General features: G+C 56.5%; 10 protein-coding genes and 6 pseudogenes. 7 read left to right on the plus strand and 9 right to left on the minus strand.

Annotated elements, in window-relative coordinates:
* Nucleotides 1-7: 7 nt before the first annotated feature.
* The 4 genes from ABDK09_07810 to ABDK09_07825 all read right to left on the minus strand — a co-directional run bounded on the left by ABDK09_07810 (nt 8) and on the right by ABDK09_07825 (nt 2,543).
* Complete coding sequence (locus tag ABDK09_07810) at nt 8-475, minus strand: DoxX family protein (protein ID XAW89603.1); 468 nt, start codon at nt 473-475, stop codon at nt 8-10.
* Between the two features lie 9 nt (nt 476-484).
* Entirely contained in the window at nt 485-1,249 is a 765-nt protein-coding gene (locus ABDK09_07815; protein ID XAW89604.1) for a DNA-binding domain-containing protein, read from the minus strand.
* Nucleotides 1,239-2,150: a DUF692 domain-containing protein gene (locus tag ABDK09_07820; GenBank protein ID XAW89605.1), complete on the minus strand. Its 912-nt coding sequence runs from the start codon at nt 2,148-2,150 to the stop codon at nt 1,239-1,241. The genes ABDK09_07815 and ABDK09_07820 overlap by 11 nt, the downstream gene beginning before the upstream one ends.
* Nucleotides 2,151-2,279: 129 nt before the next feature.
* Nucleotides 2,280-2,543: a DUF2282 domain-containing protein gene (locus tag ABDK09_07825; protein XAW89606.1), complete on the minus strand. Its 264-nt coding sequence runs from the start codon at nt 2,541-2,543 to the stop codon at nt 2,280-2,282.
* Between the two features lie 325 nt (nt 2,544-2,868).
* Between ABDK09_07825 and uvrD the strand changes: the two are divergent.
* Nucleotides 2,869-5,044, plus strand: a pseudogene (gene uvrD, locus ABDK09_07830) (DNA helicase II).
* 734 nt (nt 5,045-5,778) lie between these two features.
* Here the strand turns inward: uvrD and ggt are convergent.
* The 4 genes and pseudogenes from ggt to rarD form a co-directional block, all read right to left on the minus strand.
* Nucleotides 5,779-7,455 (minus strand): annotated as a pseudogene (ggt, locus tag ABDK09_07835) (gamma-glutamyltransferase).
* 256 nt (nt 7,456-7,711) lie between these two features.
* The gene (locus tag ABDK09_07840) at nt 7,712-8,368 is read right to left on the minus strand and encodes a LysE family translocator (GenBank protein XAW89607.1); all 657 of its coding nucleotides are present in this window, start codon (nt 8,366-8,368) and stop codon (nt 7,712-7,714) included.
* Nucleotides 8,369-8,459: 91 nt separating this feature from the next.
* Nucleotides 8,460-9,260, minus strand: a complete 801-nt coding sequence (locus ABDK09_07845) for an AraC family transcriptional regulator (GenBank protein ID XAW89608.1) — start codon at nt 9,258-9,260, stop codon at nt 8,460-8,462.
* Between the two features lie 81 nt (nt 9,261-9,341).
* Nucleotides 9,342-10,274: an EamA family transporter RarD gene (gene rarD / locus ABDK09_07850; GenBank protein ID XAW89609.1), complete on the minus strand. Its 933-nt coding sequence runs from the start codon at nt 10,272-10,274 to the stop codon at nt 9,342-9,344.
* Between rarD and ABDK09_07855 the strand changes: the two genes are divergently transcribed.
* The 3 genes and pseudogenes from ABDK09_07855 to ABDK09_07865 all read left to right on the plus strand — a co-directional run bounded on the left by ABDK09_07855 (nt 10,257) and on the right by ABDK09_07865 (nt 12,659).
* Nucleotides 10,257-10,550 carry a hypothetical protein gene (locus tag ABDK09_07855; GenBank protein XAW89610.1) on the plus strand — a complete coding sequence of 98 codons (294 nt, stop codon included), beginning with the start codon at nt 10,257-10,259 and terminating at the stop codon, nt 10,548-10,550. The two genes, rarD and ABDK09_07855, sit on opposite strands and share 18 nt — an antisense overlap.
* Nucleotides 10,528-12,364: pseudogene (recQ, locus tag ABDK09_07860) on the plus strand (ATP-dependent DNA helicase RecQ). The gene ABDK09_07855 and the pseudogene recQ overlap by 23 nt, the downstream one beginning before the upstream one ends.
* Complete coding sequence (locus ABDK09_07865) at nt 12,357-12,659, plus strand: DUF3630 family protein (GenBank protein ID XAW89611.1); 303 nt, start codon at nt 12,357-12,359, stop codon at nt 12,657-12,659. Before recQ ends, ABDK09_07865 begins: the two are co-directional and overlap by 8 nt.
* A 189-nt stretch (nt 12,660-12,848) precedes the next feature.
* Here the strand turns inward: ABDK09_07865 and ABDK09_07870 are convergent.
* Nucleotides 12,849-14,679, minus strand: a pseudogene (locus tag ABDK09_07870) (ABC transporter ATP-binding protein).
* 158 nt (nt 14,680-14,837) lie between these two features.
* On the opposite strand from ABDK09_07870, the gene ABDK09_07875 reads away from it, so the two are divergent.
* The 3 genes and pseudogenes from ABDK09_07875 (at nt 14,838) to fhuB (ending at nt 18,515) form a co-directional block, all read left to right on the plus strand.
* Nucleotides 14,838-15,623 carry an ABC transporter ATP-binding protein gene (locus tag ABDK09_07875; protein XAW89612.1) on the plus strand — a complete coding sequence of 262 codons (786 nt, stop codon included), beginning with the start codon at nt 14,838-14,840 and terminating at the stop codon, nt 15,621-15,623.
* A pseudogene (locus tag ABDK09_07880) lies at nt 15,623-16,544 on the plus strand (iron-siderophore ABC transporter substrate-binding protein). Before ABDK09_07875 ends, ABDK09_07880 begins: the two are co-directional and overlap by 1 nt.
* Nucleotides 16,541-18,515: pseudogene (gene fhuB, locus ABDK09_07885) on the plus strand (Fe(3+)-hydroxamate ABC transporter permease FhuB). Before ABDK09_07880 ends, fhuB begins: the two co-directional pseudogenes overlap by 4 nt.
* Nucleotides 18,516-18,645 lie beyond the last annotated feature (130 nt).

The raw sequence follows: 18,645 nt of genomic DNA on the forward strand, positions 1-18,645 counted from the left end.
GCTGCGGTTAGTGGCTTGGTTTGGGGTTGTGCGCATGGCACCAGCGGCTTCTGATCCAGTGATCGAGTGACCATTTGCCCGCTCCCCATACCACGACCATCAGCAGCAGCGCGCCCCACAGCTGGTGGTCATAGAAACCGCGCTCCCACAGCAGCGGATACGAGATGACGGCAATGATATTGAAGCCGAACAGCGCCAGAGCGGTAAGGCGGCCAAGCAAGCCCGGGATCAGCAGCAGCGGCAGGAGCAGTTCGGTCCCGGTGCCCAGGTAAGCCGCCCATTGCCACGGCAGCAGCGGCACCTGATATTCAAATTCAAACAGATACAGGGTGCTGTCCCAACTGCTGATTTTGACCAGACCGGACTGCAGGAAGACCCAGCCGGCCCACAGCCGCGCCAGGAGTAATACCAGCGGTGCCAGCGTGCTTTGCAGCCAGCCGCAGCACTGTTGATAGCAAGCCATCAGGGTGTTCATATCCGTCTCCTAGTTCGCGCTGGGCAGGGTAAAACCGGCCACAATATCTAACCGGGTCAGTGCCGGCAACGTGGCCAGCAAGTGAGGTGTTATTGCCCCGATCGGGGTGGCAGCGTTAAGCGCGTGCAGCAGCTGATATTCAGCCTCGCTGCAGGCTCGGCTCCAGGGCTGGCCGTCGCCATCACAGGCGATCAGGCCGCGCTGTGGCTCATCCAGTTGCAGCGCAGAAAAGTCCTCACTGAGGATAGCTGCGCGCAGATCAAATAAGGCATACGGTGCACTGAACAAACTGACCCAGGGCGACAATTGCAGCCGGACTTGCGCCTGCTGTGCTGCGCTGAGTGCCGCTAAGCGGGTCAGCGGCTGGCAGTCCGGACGGGGCGCAGTTGCATAGCTTTGCTGCACCGCATCCAGTTGCCACTCAAAACGTGCCAGATCCGCGGCGTAAGGCACGGTCTGCAGCAGGTGCGGCAGCGCGGCGATACTGCTCTCAAGTCCGGCGCCGTAGGCGCTGACATCGGCGCTGGCCAACGGATGGTGCATGACATAGTGGCGCGCCAGCGCAGAGAAGCACTCTTCACCGATCACGGCTCTGAGCAGCGGATAACCGGCGGCGAGCACCTCACTAAGGCTAATCACATAGTTATTGCGATAAATCTGCAGCCGCTGTCCGGCGCTGAACCCGGCGCTGATGATGTCGGCCAGCACCGCGTCATCTGCGTGGTTGAGTGCCTGGCTGAAGCGGGCTTGCAGCCGGGCCAGATCACAGCTCATCAGCGCCTCCTTGTGCCATCAGACTGGCGGGCTGGTGACGGTGGTATTGGTATTGGTACTGCGCCGCGGTGACCTGCTGCAGAATTTGCGCAGCGCGGCCGGCTTCTGCCAGCAGGACCTGTGCTTCAGGCAGGTCGCTATCCCACTCTATCAGAGTGCGGCGCGCGCCATGGCGCGCCGTCCAGTCGCGAAACAGTTGCCATAACGCGCGACTGACCGGACGATTGTGGCTGTCGATGCGGATCTCACCTTGCGGTAACTGACGCACGCTGTAGCCGGCGAGATGAATTTCATCCACCGCATCGGCCGGAATGGCCGCGAGGTAGGTCGCGATATCAAAGCCGTGGTTAAAGGCTGAGACCTGAATATTGTTGAGATCGAGCAGCAGGCGGCAGTCAGTGCGGCACTGCACTTCGGCCAGAAAAGTCCATTCATCAAGCGTGGAATGGCTGAAGCGCAGATAGCTGGACGGGTTTTCAATCAGCAGTGGCCGCTTCAGGGCATCTTGCACCTGCAGCACATTACGGCAAAACACATTCAGCGCTTCCTCTGTGTAGGGCAGTGGCAGCAGGTCGTTAAAATAGTGGCCGCCATGCTCGCTCCAGCTGAGATGGTCCGACACCATGATAGGCTCAATGTCATTTACCAGCGCCTGCAACCGGCGTACATGGTCAGGATTCATGCTGGTGGCAGAACCTAAAGAGAGGCCAATACCGTGACAGCTGATGTCGTAGTCGGCACGGATATGCTGCAGAGTGCGGCGCGCCGGTGAAAATGGCGCCAAGTAGTTTTCGCTGTGGATCTCGAGCCAGCTGAGCGGCGTCGGCTGGTGGCGGAAAAAATCGAGATGGGCGGGGCGCAGACCGACACCGACCAAGGGGTGAGAAATCGCAGGCTTCATGGTGGTATCCTTATCCTTGAACGTCATTCGACACGTGCTGCTGAAGGTGCATAAAGAGCGGTCGATGAGTCGTCCGGGCAGAACGTACGGCGCTGCCGTACGTTCGCTCAGGCATAGTGCAGTGCAGGCTTATTTCGGCTCCATGGTGCTGCCGCCGGCCAGTTTGTCGCACAGTCCTTTTGGCATCACCACAAAGGCATCTTTCTGATGGTCCATTTTGGACGTACCGGCGCAGGAGCTGGATTTGGTCGCGCAGTCATTGTGGCCCGCTTTAGCCACGCCATAGCATTTCTCTTTCTCAGCGGCCATTGCCGGTGTTGCGCTCAGCAGAGTACCACCCATGGCCAGCAGGCCGGTAATTGCGGCGGTGACCGCCAGATTTGATTTGCTCATTGTTTTATCCTCTTAACTGTTCCATGTGTAACAAACGGCCGTTGTAACTGAATGGAGTAGCGCGCTTGCTTAGAGAAAAAGAGAGGATGGCGGACAGAAAACTTTCACCCTGCGCGCAAATTTTGTGCTTTTATTTATAATTTTAATGATTAAGTGAATGATTTATAGGTAATAAAAATTTGCTGATTTTTTTGTCATTTTACTCTGCGGGCCGGTCAGCATGCTGGATAAATCTGCAGCAAATCCATGCCCGACCATGCTTGGGTCTGACTGCGTTTACAGGTATAATCGTTCAAATTATGTATAAATAACCAGTAGCTTAGCCATGATAGATCCCTCTCTCTTAATTGACGGTTTGAACGACAAACAACGCGAAGCGGTGGCTGCACCGCTTGAAAACCTGTTAGTGCTGGCGGGGGCAGGCAGTGGTAAAACCCGGGTGCTGGTGCATCGCATTGCGTGGCTGATGTCGGTCGAGCAGGCATCGCCGTTTTCGATCATGTCGGTGACCTTCACCAACAAAGCCGCCGCGGAAATGCGCGGCCGGATTGAAGAGCTGATGATGGGCAGCGCGTCGGGGATGTGGAACGGCACTTTCCACGGCATTTGTCATCGTATTCTGCGTGCCCACTATCTTGATGCTAAGCTGCCGGAAGATTTTCAGATCATCGATGGTGATGATCAGCAGCGTCTGCTGAAACGTCTGATCAAAGCGCAGAATCTGGATGACAAACAGTGGCCGGCGCGCCAGGTTTCGTGGTGGATCAACGGTAAGAAAGACGAAGGGCTGCGCCCGGCGCACATCGATGCGTACCGCGATCCGGTCACTCAGACTTATTTGCAGATTTACTCGGCGTATCAGGAAGCGTGTGATCGCGCAGGTCTGGTCGACTTTGCCGAAATCCTGCTGCGTGCGCTCGAGCTGCTGCGCGATAACAAGCATATTCGCGAGCACTATCAGGCGCGCTTCAAACATATTCTGGTCGACGAATTTCAGGATACCAACAACATCCAGTACGCCTGGCTGCGCATGATGGCCGGCCCGGATGCCCATGTGATGATCGTTGGTGATGATGACCAGTCGATTTACGGCTGGCGCGGCGCCAAAGTCGAGAATATCGAAAAGTTTACCCTCGAATTTCCGAGCGTGAACACCATCCGCCTCGAGCAGAACTACCGCTCGACCAAAACCATTCTTGAAGCGTCCAACACCCTGATTGCCAATAACACCGAGCGGATGGGGAAAGAAACTGTGGACCGAAGGCCAGGTAGGCGATCCGATTTCGGTCTATTCGGCGTATAACGAGCTGGATGAAGCGCGCTTTGTGGTCGGTAAAATCAAAGAGTGGCACGACAACGGCGATATCCTCAATGATTGCGCGATCCTGTACCGTAACAACGCCCAGTCACGGGTGCTGGAAGAGGCGCTGATTCAGGCCGGTCTGGCGTACCGCATTTATGGCGGCATGCGCTTCTTCGAGCGGCAGGAAATCAAAGATGCGCTCAGCTATCTGCGCCTGATGAATAACCGTTTTGATGACACCGCGTTCGAGCGGGTGGTCAATACACCAACTCGTGGCCTGGGCGATAAAACCCTGGATACGATACGTTTTGCGGCCCGTGACCGCGGTTGTACCCTGTGGCAGGCCAGTGTGGCCCTGCTGGAAGAAAAAGTCCTGGCCGGGCGCGCGGCATCGGCACTGAGCCGTTTTGTTGAGCTGATTAACGCGCTGGAAGATGACAGCGCGGAAATGCCGTTGCATGAGCAGACCGACCATGTGATCAAAACCTCCGGCCTGTTTGAGATGTACCAGCAGGAAAAAGGCGAGAAGTCCAAAGCACGGATTGAGAACCTGGAAGAGCTGGTCACCGCGACCCGTCAGTTTGAAAAGCCGGAAGAAGCGGACGAAATGACCATGCTGACTGCGTTTCTGACCCATGCGGCACTGGAAGCCGGCGAAGGTCAGGCGGATGAATTTGACGATGCGGTGCAGCTGATGACGCTGCACAGTGCCAAAGGGCTGGAATTCCCGCTGGTGTTTATGGTCGGGGTGGAAGAGGGCATGTTCCCGAGCCAGATGTCCGCCGAGGAAGCCGGACGTCTCGAAGAAGAGCGCCGTTTGTGCTACGTCGGTATGACCCGGGCGATGAAGAAACTCTACATCACCTACGCCGAGATGCGCCGTTTGTACGGGCAGGACAAATACCACAAGCCGTCGCGTTTTATTCGGGAGCTGCCGGAAACCTGCCTGGACGAAGTACGCATGAAAGCCCAGGTCAGCCGTCCGGCCAGCAGTGGCCGTTTCAGCCAGACCGTGGTGAAAGAGACCTTTAACGAAACCGGCTTCAACTTAGGTTCGCGGGTGATGCACCCGAAATTTGGTGAAGGCACCATTATCAACTTTGAAGGCAGCGGCGCGCAGAGCCGGGTCCAGGTGGCGTTCAATGGTGAAGGTATCAAGTGGCTGGTGACTGCTTATGCCAAACTGGAAAAACTGTAACTGGCATAGTGTTGCTGTAACAGAACCGGTCTGATGGCCGGTTTTTTTATGCATCGTGGCTGGCGTGGTTCGTGACTTGTTTGTCCGGCGCAGAAAAAGAAAAACCCCGAGGGGCCTGAGCCCTTCGGGGTTATAGTCTTACTCGCAGCAATCCGGCTACTAAAAGGTGCTCCCTGCATCTTTTCCCTGATAAGTGTGCTGTAATCCTTCAGCGCAATCCGTTCATCGCCATCCTAGCGGTGTCCTTGATCATCCTGATCTGCTAACCATCCACGTTAGCTCACATCACTTGTTCCCTGAGCGGTGTCCCTGACATCATCCTGATGTTAAGTCCTTTCCTCGTCCAGAGGAGTCCATCGTCTTTCCCTTGTCGTCGCCATCCTGGTAACGATTGAGTCCGTTCAATGTCCTGTTTGCTATCCTTGCCGATCATTCATCCTGAACAACCGCATCTTCATCCTGAAGATCACCAATCCTTAGTGATTCCCTATTCCGTGTCAGCATCCTTCCGACACCGTTCATATTACTGATTACACGCTTTTCAGCAACGTAGTGAAATCGATTTCTTGAATAATTATTTCACTTTTATTACATGCGATCCATTTAAATCAATGGTTTAGCTTGGTTGTCTACCCGTTTTTCCTAATAAAAAGCGAAATTTACCTACCGGCTTGTGAGAGATCTCTTACAAGCCGGCGGGCTGATCGGCCAGAACGTAACTAGGCACCGAATGGCTAATTACCGATCGCCACCCCTTCGCGGCGCGGATCCGCCGCGCCCTGCAGGCCCTGTTCGCTGATGCGAATGGCGTGCAGCCCCGAGTTGAGATCACGTATCGTCACCTTGACGCCGAGTTTCTCCAGCTCCGGAGCCAGTTTTTCAGCGGCCGTGCCCTGCTCCAGATCGGTGTCGGCGAAGCGGCTCAGTACGTGTGGTTGATTGATAGCGGACTGAATATCCATGCCCCATTGCAGATGGGCGATCAGTGCTTGAGCCACATAGCCGATGATGCGGCTGCCGCCGGGTGAGCCGATCGCCAGATAAGGTTTATCCCCCTGCATCACCACCGTGGGTGACATGGAAGAACGCGGCCGTTTGCCCGGCTCGAGCCGGTTGGCAATCGGACGGCCGTTGTTGTGGGTGGCAAAGGAAAAGTCGGTCAGCTCGTTGTTGAGCAGAAAACCGCGTACAAACAGACGTGAGCCGAACACATTCTCTATCGACGTGGTCATTGAGACCACATTGCCGTCTTTGTCAACGATATTGAAGTGGCTGGTGGAAGGCAGTTCAAGCGACTGATCGTCGCTGAGCAGCATGGCATGCTGCCAGTGCGGATTGCCAGCTTTGACCTCACTCAGCGCCTTGCCCGGAGTGATCAGTTTGGCGCGCCGGCCGAGATAGGCTTTGTCGAGCAGACCTTCGCTCGGCATCGGCACATAATCCTGGTCGGCCATGTACAGGCCGCGGTCGGCAAAGGCCAGGCGCGAAGCGTCGCCAATTACCTGCCAGGACAGGGCACTGTCCTGGCCCCAGCCTTTGAGGTCGTATTTCTCACTGATGGCGAGGATTTGACCCAGTGTCAGGGCGCCGGAGCTGGGTGGCCCCATGCCGCATACCTGATAGCTTTGGTATGGCGCGCACACCGCATCACGCTGCTTAATTTGGTAGGCATCAAAATCAGCCTGCGCAAGCACTCCCGGGTTGCCGGGCGCCTGTTGTACCGTGCGCACGATGTCGCGGGCAATCTCGCCCTGATAGAAAGCTTTGGCACCGTGTTGCGCGATCTGCTCTAACGTATCGGCATACATGGGATTTTTGAGATTGTGACCCGCCTGCAGTGGCTGGCCCTTGGCGTCAAAGAAGTAGGCTTCTGCACCGGCAAAGCGGCTCAGCCGGTCGGCATCTTCGGCAATCAGGGTCGCAAGACGCGGGCTGACTTCAAATCCTTGCCGGGCGAGTGCAATAACCGGCTCAATCAGGCGCGCCCATTGCAGCTGACCATATTTTTGATGGGTATCCCACAGCAGTTTGACTGTGCCGGGAGTGCCGACCGAGCGTCCGCCGACTACGGCATCATAGAACTCTAGCGGCTGGCCGCTTGCGTCCTGAAACAGAGTTGGCGTCGCGGCCAGCGGCGCGGTTTCACGCCCGTCATAGGTGGTCAGCTCCTGATTTTCGGCGTCAAAATAGACCAGAAATGCCCCGCCGCCGATGCCGGACGACTGCGGCTCGACCAGGCCGAGCATCAGTTGCACCGCCACCATGGCATCAATCGCATTACCACCGGCGCGCAGTACCTTAGCTCCTGCCTCGGCCGCCAGCGGGTTGGCCGCTGTGACCATCCAGTGCTGGGCGCTGACCAGGTTCTTCTCCTGATAGCCGCTGCTCTGCTCCGGCGCGACACTGTCGGTCACCTGGCCTGAGAGGGTCGAATCGGCGCCGTGCGCGCCTAACGATAATAACAGCCCGGATAAGGCCAGTGCGCGTGTCGCGCTGGTACTGTGGTGCATCCCTGTCTCCCTGATTAGTGTCCATTCACTTGTTCAGAGTGGCAGCCGGGGCGGTATTTTTCCAGCCCAGACAGGAAAATATGCAACCGTGTTAGCGGTTTAGCGCGTGTTTATTATTTTTCAATATGTGTATTATTTTTTAACGGGCGATACCGCTTTAGCTCAGTAAGCCGCTCAGTGACTGGTACAGGATCATCACGCCGATGGCAGTGAAAATCACCCCGCACAGCAGATCGATATAGCGGCTGGCGGCCTGCAGCTTTTGTTGCAGGCGGCGGGTTGACAGCATCCAGGCCAGCGCGGCAAACCAGGCCAGCGCCAGTCCCCACAGAATCAGCAGCGCGATGCCTTTGCCGCCGAATGACATTCCGGCCGGGACCAGCGTCGACATCAGGCTGACAAAAAATACCAGCGCTTTCGGGTTGAGAATATTGGTCATAAAGCCGCGCGAAAAGGCCTGGCGTTTGTTACTCAGCAGCAGCTCCGGTTTGTGGCTCAGCTCGCCCGGAGCCTGTGACCAGTTCGTCAGGGTGGCGCGCAGCGCACCATAGCCCAGATAGAGCAGATAGCTGCCGCCGCACAGTTGCAGCAGGGCAAACAGCACCGGCTGCTGGTGGACCAGATAACTGACTCCGGTCAGGCTGAGCAGAGAGTGCATCAGAATACCGAACGATAAGCCGAGGGCAATATACAGTCCGGTCTGGCGGCCATAACGGCTGGCATTTTGCACCACCAGGGCGACATCAGGACCGGGGCTCATCAGGGCGATAAAATGGACGGTGGCAAGGGTAACAAGAATACTGACTTCATTCATAACAACACATCTCCTGCGATCAGGGTGCTATTGTGCCAGTTGGCGCAGGTTGTCGCTTGTAAATTACTGGCAGGTTGTCGCTCGTAAATTACTAACAGTGGCCGACCGCGGAAGGTGAGACACCATAAGTGTGTTTGAACGCTTTGGTGAAGTGGGCCTGATCGTAGAAACCGACCTGCTGCGCCACTTCCGTACCGGAAATGCCGGCTTTGATCAGCTTCATGCCCTGCTCCAGTCGCAGCCGGCTCAGCCAGGCGTAAGGCGTCATGCCGGTGCGGGCTTTAAAATGGCGCTGCAACTGGGTCGGTGTCAGGTCGCACAGTGCGGCCAGTTGCTCCAGGCGCACGGCCTGATCCAGGTGGGCCAGCAGGTACTCTTTCAGAGTGGCCAGCGACTGGCGGCCGAGTGCGACCGGGGCGCGTTCCTTACTGGCGCCGTAGCGTTGCACCAGACCGGAAAAGCCTTCGTAGGGCAGGCAGTCTTTGGCTAACTGGCTCAGGCTTGGCTCTGCCAGGGCCTGATGCAGATGACATAACCGGCTGAACAGCTGCGGGTCGCTGACAATCAGGCGGTCAAAGCTCATCATCTGCTGCGGTTGACTCAGTTCGAGATGCTGGTTAAACCAATCCGGCTCAATCGCAAACACCCGGACCTGATAACCGGATGCAGCCAGCGAGCGGCCGTCGTGCAGTTCATCCGGCGGCATGATCACCAGTTCGCCGTGACCGACCTGATGCTGGGTGCCCTGATGGGCAAAGCGCTGCTGGCCCTGAGTGATCAGTCCGAGGTGGAAATCGAGATGATAATGACGCTGAAAGGCGAATTCATGGTAGTCGCCTTCAATCAGGCTGATGGCAGAATCGGGCGTGGTGCGGTAGCGAACTTTATCCATGTGGAACCGGTGAAAATAGCAACAATCTCATTCAGCTTAACGGGCCGGAATGAGATTGTCTTGTAAAAAACGATCAGGGTTTTACTTGAGTGCCGCCTGCTGTGCGCTGCGCACCATGGCGTTCTGGCGGCGGCGCTGGCCGAGCCCGTCCCAGGTGAAAATCAGCAGCGCGCTCCAGATAAAGGCGAAGGTAATCGCTTTATCGGCACTGAACGCTTCGCCATAGATAAGCACTGCCAGCACAAACATCAGGCTCGGACCAATGTACTGGAAGAACCCCAGGGTGGAGAGTTTGAGCCGGGTTGCCGCACCGGTAAAACAGAGCAGCGGCAGGGTGGTGATCACCCCGGCGGCGATGAGCAGGGTATTGATGTGCCAGTCGTTGAGCAGCATCGAACTGGTCGGTGAATCGGCAAACCAGGCCAGATAAAGCAGCGCCACCGGCACCAGCAGCAGGGTTTCGATAAACAGGCCGCTCAGCGCATCGACGCCGACTTTTTTGCGCAGCAGGCCGTACACGGCAAAAGTGATGGCCAGCACGAACGCCACGATTGGCAGAGAGCCGAATACCACCAGCTGAATCGCTACCCCAATCACCGCCAGCAGCACGGCAAACCACTGCAGTTTGCGCAGTCGTTCACCCAGAAACAGCATACCGAGCACGATATTAATCAGCGGGTTAATGTAGTAACCCAGGCTGGCATCCAGCATGTGGTTGGCGTTAATCGCCCAGATAAAGGTTAGCCAGTTGGCGCCGATCAGCAGCGCGGTGACCAGCAGGAAAGCAACTTTTTTCGGCGTGCGCAGTACACTGAGCACGCCGCGCCATTGCTTGCTGAAGTGGAGCAGGGCGGCGAGCAGAAAGAACGACCATACCACCCGGTGACTCAGTACTTCCAGAGCCGCCACAGAACTCACAGTTTTAAAGTAGATCGGCGCAATTCCCCACATAATGTAGGCAGCCAGCGCCAGGAAGACGCCTTTGCGGACTTCCTGTTGTTGTTCAAATGTCATTGTAATATCTCGTTTAACATCGCCATCCCGGCCGGGCGCGACACCACCCCGCTACAAGAGGTGATTTACCAGCCAGTATACCGTGTAAACCATGTCGATGTGCAATCAAGCTTGGCGGTGCAACGCAATTACTTTGCCGATAGCGGTTTAATTCACCGCCAAAGGTCACTACAATATCCGGCTGCTTACTGCCTCGCTCAGCGCTGGCAGTCATCTTTATTGCTAATTCATCTGTTCATCATCGAGAGCCTGCATGACCGCCACTTTAATCGCTGAACAATCCGACGCCTTGCCAGAGCCGCAGCAGATCCTGCGCGATGTGTTCGGCTACCAGACTTTCCGCGTTGGCCAGCAGGAAGTGATCGACGCGGCAGTGGCCGGCGAAGACTCACTGGTGATCATGCCGACCGGTGGTGGTAAATCCTTGTGCTACCAGATCCCGGCCCTGGCACGGGAAGGGGTGACGGTGGTGATTTCACCGCTGATTTCGCTGATGAAAGACCAGGTCGACCAGCTCAAGGCCAACGGTGTGTCGGCGGAGTGTGTCAACTCGACCCAGACCCGCGATGCGCTGATCTCTATTTATAACCGGGTACATGCCGGGCAGATTAAACTGCTGTATGTTTCTCCGGAGCGGGTCCTGACCCAGGACTTTATCGAACGGCTGCATAACCTGCCGCTGGCGATGATTGCGGTCGATGAGGCGCACTGTATTTCCCAGTGGGGACACGATTTCCGCCCGGAATACGCGGCGCTCGGCCAGCTCAAGCAGCAGTTTCCGCACGTGCCGTTTATGGCTCTGACCGCGACCGCGGATGATGCGACGCGCAGTGACATTCTGCACCGCCTTAATCTGACTGATCCGCACGTTTATCTGGGCAGTTTCGACCGGCCGAACATTCGCTATACCCTGATGGAAAAGCACAAGCCGGTGTCGCAGGTGATCCGTTATCTCGGCACACAAAAAGGCCAGTGCGGCATTATCTATTGCGGCAGTCGTAAAAAAGTCGAAATGCTGACCGAGAAGCTGTGCAGCAACCACATCCGCGCCGCCGGTTATCATGCCGGGATGGACGTGGACGAGCGCGTCTATGTGCAGGATGCGTTTCAAAAGGATGACATCCAGATCGTGGTCGCCACCGTGGCGTTTCGGTATGGGCATCAACAAACCCAACGTGCGCTTTGTGGTTCACTTTGATATTCCGCGCAACATCGAATCCTACTATCAGGAAACCGGTCGCGCCGGGCGTGATGGCCTGCCGGCAGAAGCCGTGATGCTGTATGACCCGGCCGATATCGCCTGGCTGCGCCGCATGCTGGATGAAAAGCCGGACGGTGCGCAGAAACAGGTCGAAACCCATAAGCTGACGGCCATGAGCAGTTTTGCCGAAGCGCAGACCTGCCGCCGTCAGGTACTGCTCAACTACTTTGGCGAATATCGCGATAAGCCATGCGGCAACTGCGACGTGTGCCTCGATCCGCCCAAGCATTTCGATGCCACCGAAGAGGCGCGTAAAGCGTTGTCGTGTGTGTACCGGGTCAATCAGAGCTTTGGTATCGGCTATGTGGTTGAAGTGCTGCGTGGAATGCAGAATATCCGTATCCGCGAGCAGGGCCACGATAAACTGTCGACCTACGGCCTGGGGCGCGATCACAGCCACGATTACTGGGTGAGTATTTTCCGTCAGCTGATCCATAAAGGGCTGCTGCATCAGAATATTACCCGTAATTCGACCCTGCAGCTGACCGAAGAGGCGCGTCCGCTGCTGCGCGGCGATATGTCGATTGAGCTGGCAGTGCCGCGTCTGGATACGGCGGTACGCGCCGCTAAAGCAGATAAACTGTCGAGCAAGAATTACGATAAGGCGCTGTTTGCCAAACTGCGCAAGTTGCGTAAATCCATCGCTGATGAAGAAGGCCTGCCACCGTACGTGGTGTTCAGTGATGCCACGCTGATTGATATGGCGGAAATCCTGCCGACCTCGTACGGAGAAATGCTGGCGGTCAACGGCGTGGGGCAGCGTAAACTGGATAAATACGCCGACCCGTTTTTGGACTTAATTCAGGAGCATCTGACTTATCATGGCTGAGTTTGGCTTAACGGAATACCTTGCCGCACAAGGGCGCATTATTGTTGCCGCGCCAGCGTTTGATTATGACTCGTTTCCGCCGCTGGGCGAGCGTCTGGTGGCCGGACTGTCGGCGCGCATCATCGAAAAACAGAGCGATGCCGACCTGCACTCCTGGCTGATTGATTTTGAAGGGTGTCAGCTGATGCTGCGCGCAGAACACTACAGTGAAAGTGTGTGGCTGGAAGCGCTGGGTCAGGGGCTGGCGGATGAAGAGCTGGCCTTTATCGCCACGCTGCTGCAACGCGGCATCTGAATGACTTATTTTTGATAGACGAGCCGTTGTTAATAAACGAACTGTTTTTAATCAACTAAATTTTTTTAATCAACGGATTGTTTCAAGCAATGAGCTGTTTTCAAGCAATGACAGCCCCCTGCGTTCATCGGCCGGGCCCCAAAAAAGCCCCTTGCGGGGCTGTTTGCGTTTTGGTGTGCTGATATGGGCTTACACTTCGCCGATAAAACCGCCGGTCTGGTGCGCCCACAACTGGGCATAGACGCCGTTTTTCTCCAGCAGTTCCTGATGCGAACCCTGTTCGATAATCCGGCCTTTATCCATCACGATCAGGCGATCCATGGCGGCAATGGTCGACAGGCGGTGCGCAATCGCAATCACCGTCTTGTTGTCCATCAGTTGATCCAGATTATCCTGAATCGCCGCTTCCGCTTCTGAGTCAAGTGCTGAAGTGGCTTCATCCATAATAAGGATCGGCGCGTCCTTGAGCAGCACGCGCGCAATCGCGATGCGCTGGCGCTGACCGCCGGACAGTTTCACGCCGCGCTCACCCACCTGTACGTCATAGCCGCTGTGGCCGCTTTCATCTTTCAGCAGTTCGATAAAATCGTGCGCTTCGGCCTGGCGGCTGGCATGCATCAGCGCGTCTTCATTGGCGTGCGGATTGCCGTACAGGATGTTTTCCCGAATCGAGCGGTGCAGCAGCGAGGTATCCTGCGTGATCATGCCAATCTGCTGGCGCAGCGACTGCTGGGTGACCTGACTGATATCCTGACCGTCAATTTCAATCTTGCCCGCATTGAGTTCATAAAAACGCAGCAGCAGATTGACCAGCGTGGATTTGCCCGCGCCGGAGCGGCCGACGATCCCGACTTTTTCGCCCGGTTTCAGGTGCAGATCGAGCGCTTCAAATACTGCTTCCTGCTCGTTGTAGCGAAAATCGACCTGGCGGAAGCGAATTTCGCCCTGAGAAACGGTCAGTGGCTTGGCCTGATGGCTGTCCTCGATTTCGATGTCGTTGGCGATGGTGTTCATGCTGTCGATCACCATGCCGATGCTTTCAAACATGCCGCGGATTTCCCACATGATCCACTTCGACATGCCCTGCAAGCGCAGCGCAATACTGATGCCAATCGCAATCACACCCACTGTCACACTTTCGGCCAGCCAGAGGTGAATGGCCAGTGCTGCCATGGAGAAACAGCAGCAGGTAGTTAATCAGATCCACGCTGTAGAGCAGGCTGGTCAGGGTACGCATCTGCTGGTACACGGTGGCGAGATACGCTTTCATGCCCTGTTTGGCGTACTCGGTTTCCCGCTCGGAATGTGAGAACAATTTCACGGTCGTGATGTTGGTGTAGGTATCGACAATGCCACCGGTCATCGAAGACTGGGCGTTGGCCTGCTCGGTGGAGATGCGTTTCAGGCGCGGAATAAACAGCACCTGAATCAGGACGTACAGACACAGCCAGGCCAGGATCGGCAGCACCAAGACGTCGTCGGCGCTGGCAATCATCACCAGCATCGAGACGAAATAGACCGAAATATACACCGACAGATCGACCAGCTTCATCACCACTTCGCGCACCGACTGCGCGCTCTGCATCACCTTGGTCGCGACCCGGCCGGCAAAATCACGCTGGAAAAAACCGACGCTCTGCTTGAGCAGGTAACGGTGCACCAGCCAGCGAATCGACATCGGATAATTGCCGAGGATGGCCTGATGGAGCAGGTTGGAGTGGACGAAAGCCAGGATCGGCATCACCACCACGACCAGCAACGCCATCGACAGCAGAGTGTCGCCGTTGTCGGCCCAGAAGTTGGCGCGCGAGCTGTTGCTGAGCATATCAACCAGTTCGCCCATGTAGCGCACCAGCGTCACCTCAGCGATCGCCACGCAGGCGCTGAGCAGCGACATGATTAACAGCGGTTTTTCAAAGCCGCGGGTGTAGTAACGGCAGAAGCCAAACAGAGTTTTGGGCGGCTTCTGCGGATCGTGATCCGGAAACGCGTCGGTAAGATTTTCAAACCAGTGAAACATGAGGTTGACCTTGCTTGTCGGCAGTAGTTGCAATTTGAATGGGGTTACTGACTTTTCATCGAGTGAATAATCAGTAAAATGGCGGAGTGGTATAGTAATGATAATTAAAATGGTTCTCAATAACCTTTGGGTGTATCCGAGAGCCGGGAGGTAACCCAATGTTCACCCTATCTGGCGTGGAGATGGTACGCGGCGGCCGCACGATTCTTGCGATTGATCAGTTACGTATCCCCACCAATGAGCTGACGGTGGTGCTGGGCCACAACGGTTCCGGTAAATCTACTCTGGTCAGTTTACTGTCCGGACAGCAGTCGCCTGACACCGGAACGGTGCAGCTTGATGATGTGTCTCTGGCTTCGCTGGGCAGTAAAGATCTGGCCAAAAAGGTCGCTTTTCTGCCGCAGAAACTACCGGCCAGTGCCGGCCTGACGGTGCGTGAGCTGGTGCGTCTCGGCCGTTTTCCATGGCGTGGCGCACTGGGATTCTGGCGTCAGCAGGATAATGACATGATTGCCGCGGCGATGGAAAAAACCGGCGTGACGGCCTTTGCTGACAGCTATGTGGATGAACTGTCCGGCGGTGAGCGCCAGCGTGCGTGGGTGGCGATGCTGCTGGCGCAGGAATCTCCGGTTTTGATCCTGGATGAACCGACCTCGGCGCTCGATGTGCAGCATCAGTACCAGCTGATGGCGTTACTGGCTGAGCTCAATCAGCAACAGGGCTGCGGCATTATCGTCATTCTGCATGATCTCAATCTGGCGCTGCGCTATGCCACCCATATTGTTGCCCTCAAACAGGGGCGTATCGCTTTTGACGGACCGGCTGTCGGTCTGGCTGATGAGCAGCGTCTGTCTGATCTGTACCAAACTCCGATTCGTCTGATTGATCACCCGGGTGATACCGATCAGGCCACTACCAATAAGGTCGCTATCGTATGTGCCTGATGTCGAAATTTAAGCAAGCGCTTGTGGTGCTGGGCCTGCTGGTCAGTGCGTCTTCCTCTGCCTGGGCTGAGATTCAGGTCAGCGATTCACTCGGTGAACATACGTTACCTGCTGTGCCACAGCGTGCAGCGGTGCTGAACTGGGATGTGCTGGAGCAGGTGATCGAACTCGGTATCACCCCGATTGCGGTCACCGATGCTGACGCTTATCGTGACTGGGTGGTGAAACCGGCTATTCCGGACTCGGCGCAGAATGTCGGTACCCGCGGTGAGCCGAAACCTAGAAAAAATTGCCGCGCTCAAGCCGGATATTATTTTGATCAGCGACGCGCAGCGTGACCTCAAACCGCGTCTGGAGCAGATTGCTCCGGTGCTGCTGTACACCAACTTCAGTAAAGATGACAAGCAGGCGGAAGTGGCGATCAAACAGTTTCGCCAGCTGGCGCAGCTGTTTGCTAAGCAAGAGCTGGCGGAACAAAAGCTGACCAGGATGCAGCAACGCTTTCAGCAACTGAGTGATCAACTCAAAGCGCACTTTGGCGGCTCGTTGCCGCAGGCTCTGGTGATGCGGTTTGCCGACACCAAATCGACCTTTATCTATACCGAAGATTCGATGATCGACTATGTGCTGCATCAGCTCGGTATGAAGCAGGCGCTGGTTGAGCCGCCGGCGCAGTGGGGCATAGTACAAAAGCCGATCACCGATTTACGCGTGATACAGCAAGGTTATGTGCTGTACATCAAGCCGTTTAATGAAGAGAAAAAACTCAAAAACTCTGTGCTGTGGAAAGCGCTGCCGTTTGTGCGCACCCACCGAGTGAATTCGGTTGAATCGGTGTGGAGTTACGGCGGTGCGATGTCGTTGCTGTATGCCGGAGAAGCGATTGCAGACAGCCTGCTGGAAATGGCGCCGCAGTCATGACCTGGAGACATCTGACCCCGATCATGGCCCTGCTGCTGCTCGGCGCAGCGGCCAGCCTGCAGTTCAACCAAACGCTCGGCTTTGCGATGCAATGGCGTTTGATCGGCGACCCGCAACTGGCGCAGTCGTTTGATGATTTCAATTTTGCCTATGCACAGTTGCCGCGTCTGGTGATCACCCTGCTGGTGGGAGCGGTTCTGGGCCTGGTGGGCAGCCTGATGCAGCAACTGACCCAGAACTCACTCACTTCTCCGCTGACCATGGGCACCTCTTCCGGTGCGTGGCTGGCGCTGATCATTCTTAATATTTGGTGGCCGCAGGCGATTGCTGATTACAGCGCGTTGGCGGCTATGGCCGGGGCTCTGCTGGCATTTGGTCTTATTGTTCTCATCGCCGGGCTGGACAACATGACCGGGTTGCCGATGGTGATCTCCGGGATGGTCATTAATATCCTGCTGGGTGCGGTTGCCGGCGCTATCATTCTGCTGCATCAGGATTATGCCCAGAATGTGTTTATGTGGGGCGCAGGCGATTTGGCGCAGAACGGCTGGGAGCAGATTGCATGGCTGTTGCCGCGCTTAAGCCCGCTGCTGCTGCTTTTGCTGGTGGCACCACGGATTCTGACCCTGCTGCGCCTTGGTCATCAGGGTGCGCAGGCGCGTGGTCTGCCTGTCATTCCGGCATTCTTCCTGTTGATGGCACTTGGGATCTGGCTGGTGTCGGCCTCAATTACGGTGGTTGGTCTGATCGGTTTTATCGGCCTGCTGACCCCGAATATTGTGCGCGCGCTTGGGGCGCGTACGCCGCGTATCGAACTGGTGGCCAGCCTGGTGTGTGGCGCGCTGCTCTTGTTGGCGACCGATGTGCTGGCGCAGTGGCTTAGTGTCTGGGCCGGCCAGGTAGTACCAAGCGGTGTGACGGCGGCGGCCATCGGTGCGCCGGCGCTGATCTGGTTCAGCCGTCGTAAGCTCACAGCCCAGGATGGTATTGCAGTCGCGCTGCCCGGTTCACGGCCGCGGATCTCATCGCCTTTGACCGTGTCGATTGCCCTGCTGATGCTGCTCGGCATCGCTTTGTATATCGGTTATCAGCCGCAGCAGAGTGGGCTGACACTGGCCTGGCCGAACGAGTTCCAGTGGGCCCTGCGCTGGCCGCGCATGGTGACCGCGCTGTTTACCGGCATTGGTCTGGCGCTGGCCGGTACCATACTGCAGCGCCTGATTTATAACCCGCTCGCCAGCCCGGATATTCTCGGTGTGTCGTCCGGGGCGACATTTGCACTGGTCTTCTCCAGCCTGTTTCTCGGACAGTCGCTGCTGTCGACTCAATGGGGCACCGCACTGGTCGGCAGTCTGGCGGTGTTGTTGATTCTGATTATGCTGGGACGCAAACACCAGTTTGCGCCATCGAGCGTGATTCTGACCGGTATTGCCATGACTGCGCTGCTGCAGGCATTCGTGCAGTTTTGTCTCGCCAAAGGCAATCAGGACAGCTACAAAATTCTGCAATGGCTGGCCGGGTCTACGTATCGGGTGACCGCAGAGCAGGCATTGTTACTGGCCGCGCTGGTGGTGGCTATGCTGGGGCTGAGTCTGATGAGCAGTCGCGCGCTGACGCTTATCTCCATCAGCCGTTTCTTTCGCCCAGGCACGCGGACTGAGCAGTTCACTGACCTCGCTCAGCCTGTTGGTGCTGGTCGCTATGTTGTGTGCGGTAGTGACCGCCACCATGGGGCCGGTATCCTTTGTCGGCCTGATTGCACCGCATTTGGCACGCATGCTGGGTGCCCAGCAGTCCAAAGCACAGCTGCTGCTCGCCAGCCTGATTGGCGGTACCACCATGTTATGGTCAGACTGGCTGGGCCAGGTGGTGCTGTACCCAAACCAAATTGCCGCGGGGACTTTGGTCGCCATTCTCGGCGCACTCTATTTCCTCGCCTTGCTGGTGTTCAACCGTCTGTCCCGCCGTTAATCCGCTCTGCGTGACGGTTGCATCTCATCGGGCATTTCCTGCAAATGCCCGATTTTTCCTGACATTTTTCTCACTTTTTACCGCTTGATTATTTTATTGCCATTGCAAATCGTTCTCATTGGCAATATCA

The sequence above is a fragment of the Vibrio sp. CDRSL-10 TSBA genome (genome assembly GCA_039696685.1).
GTDB lineage: Bacteria > Pseudomonadota > Gammaproteobacteria > Enterobacterales > Vibrionaceae > Vibrio.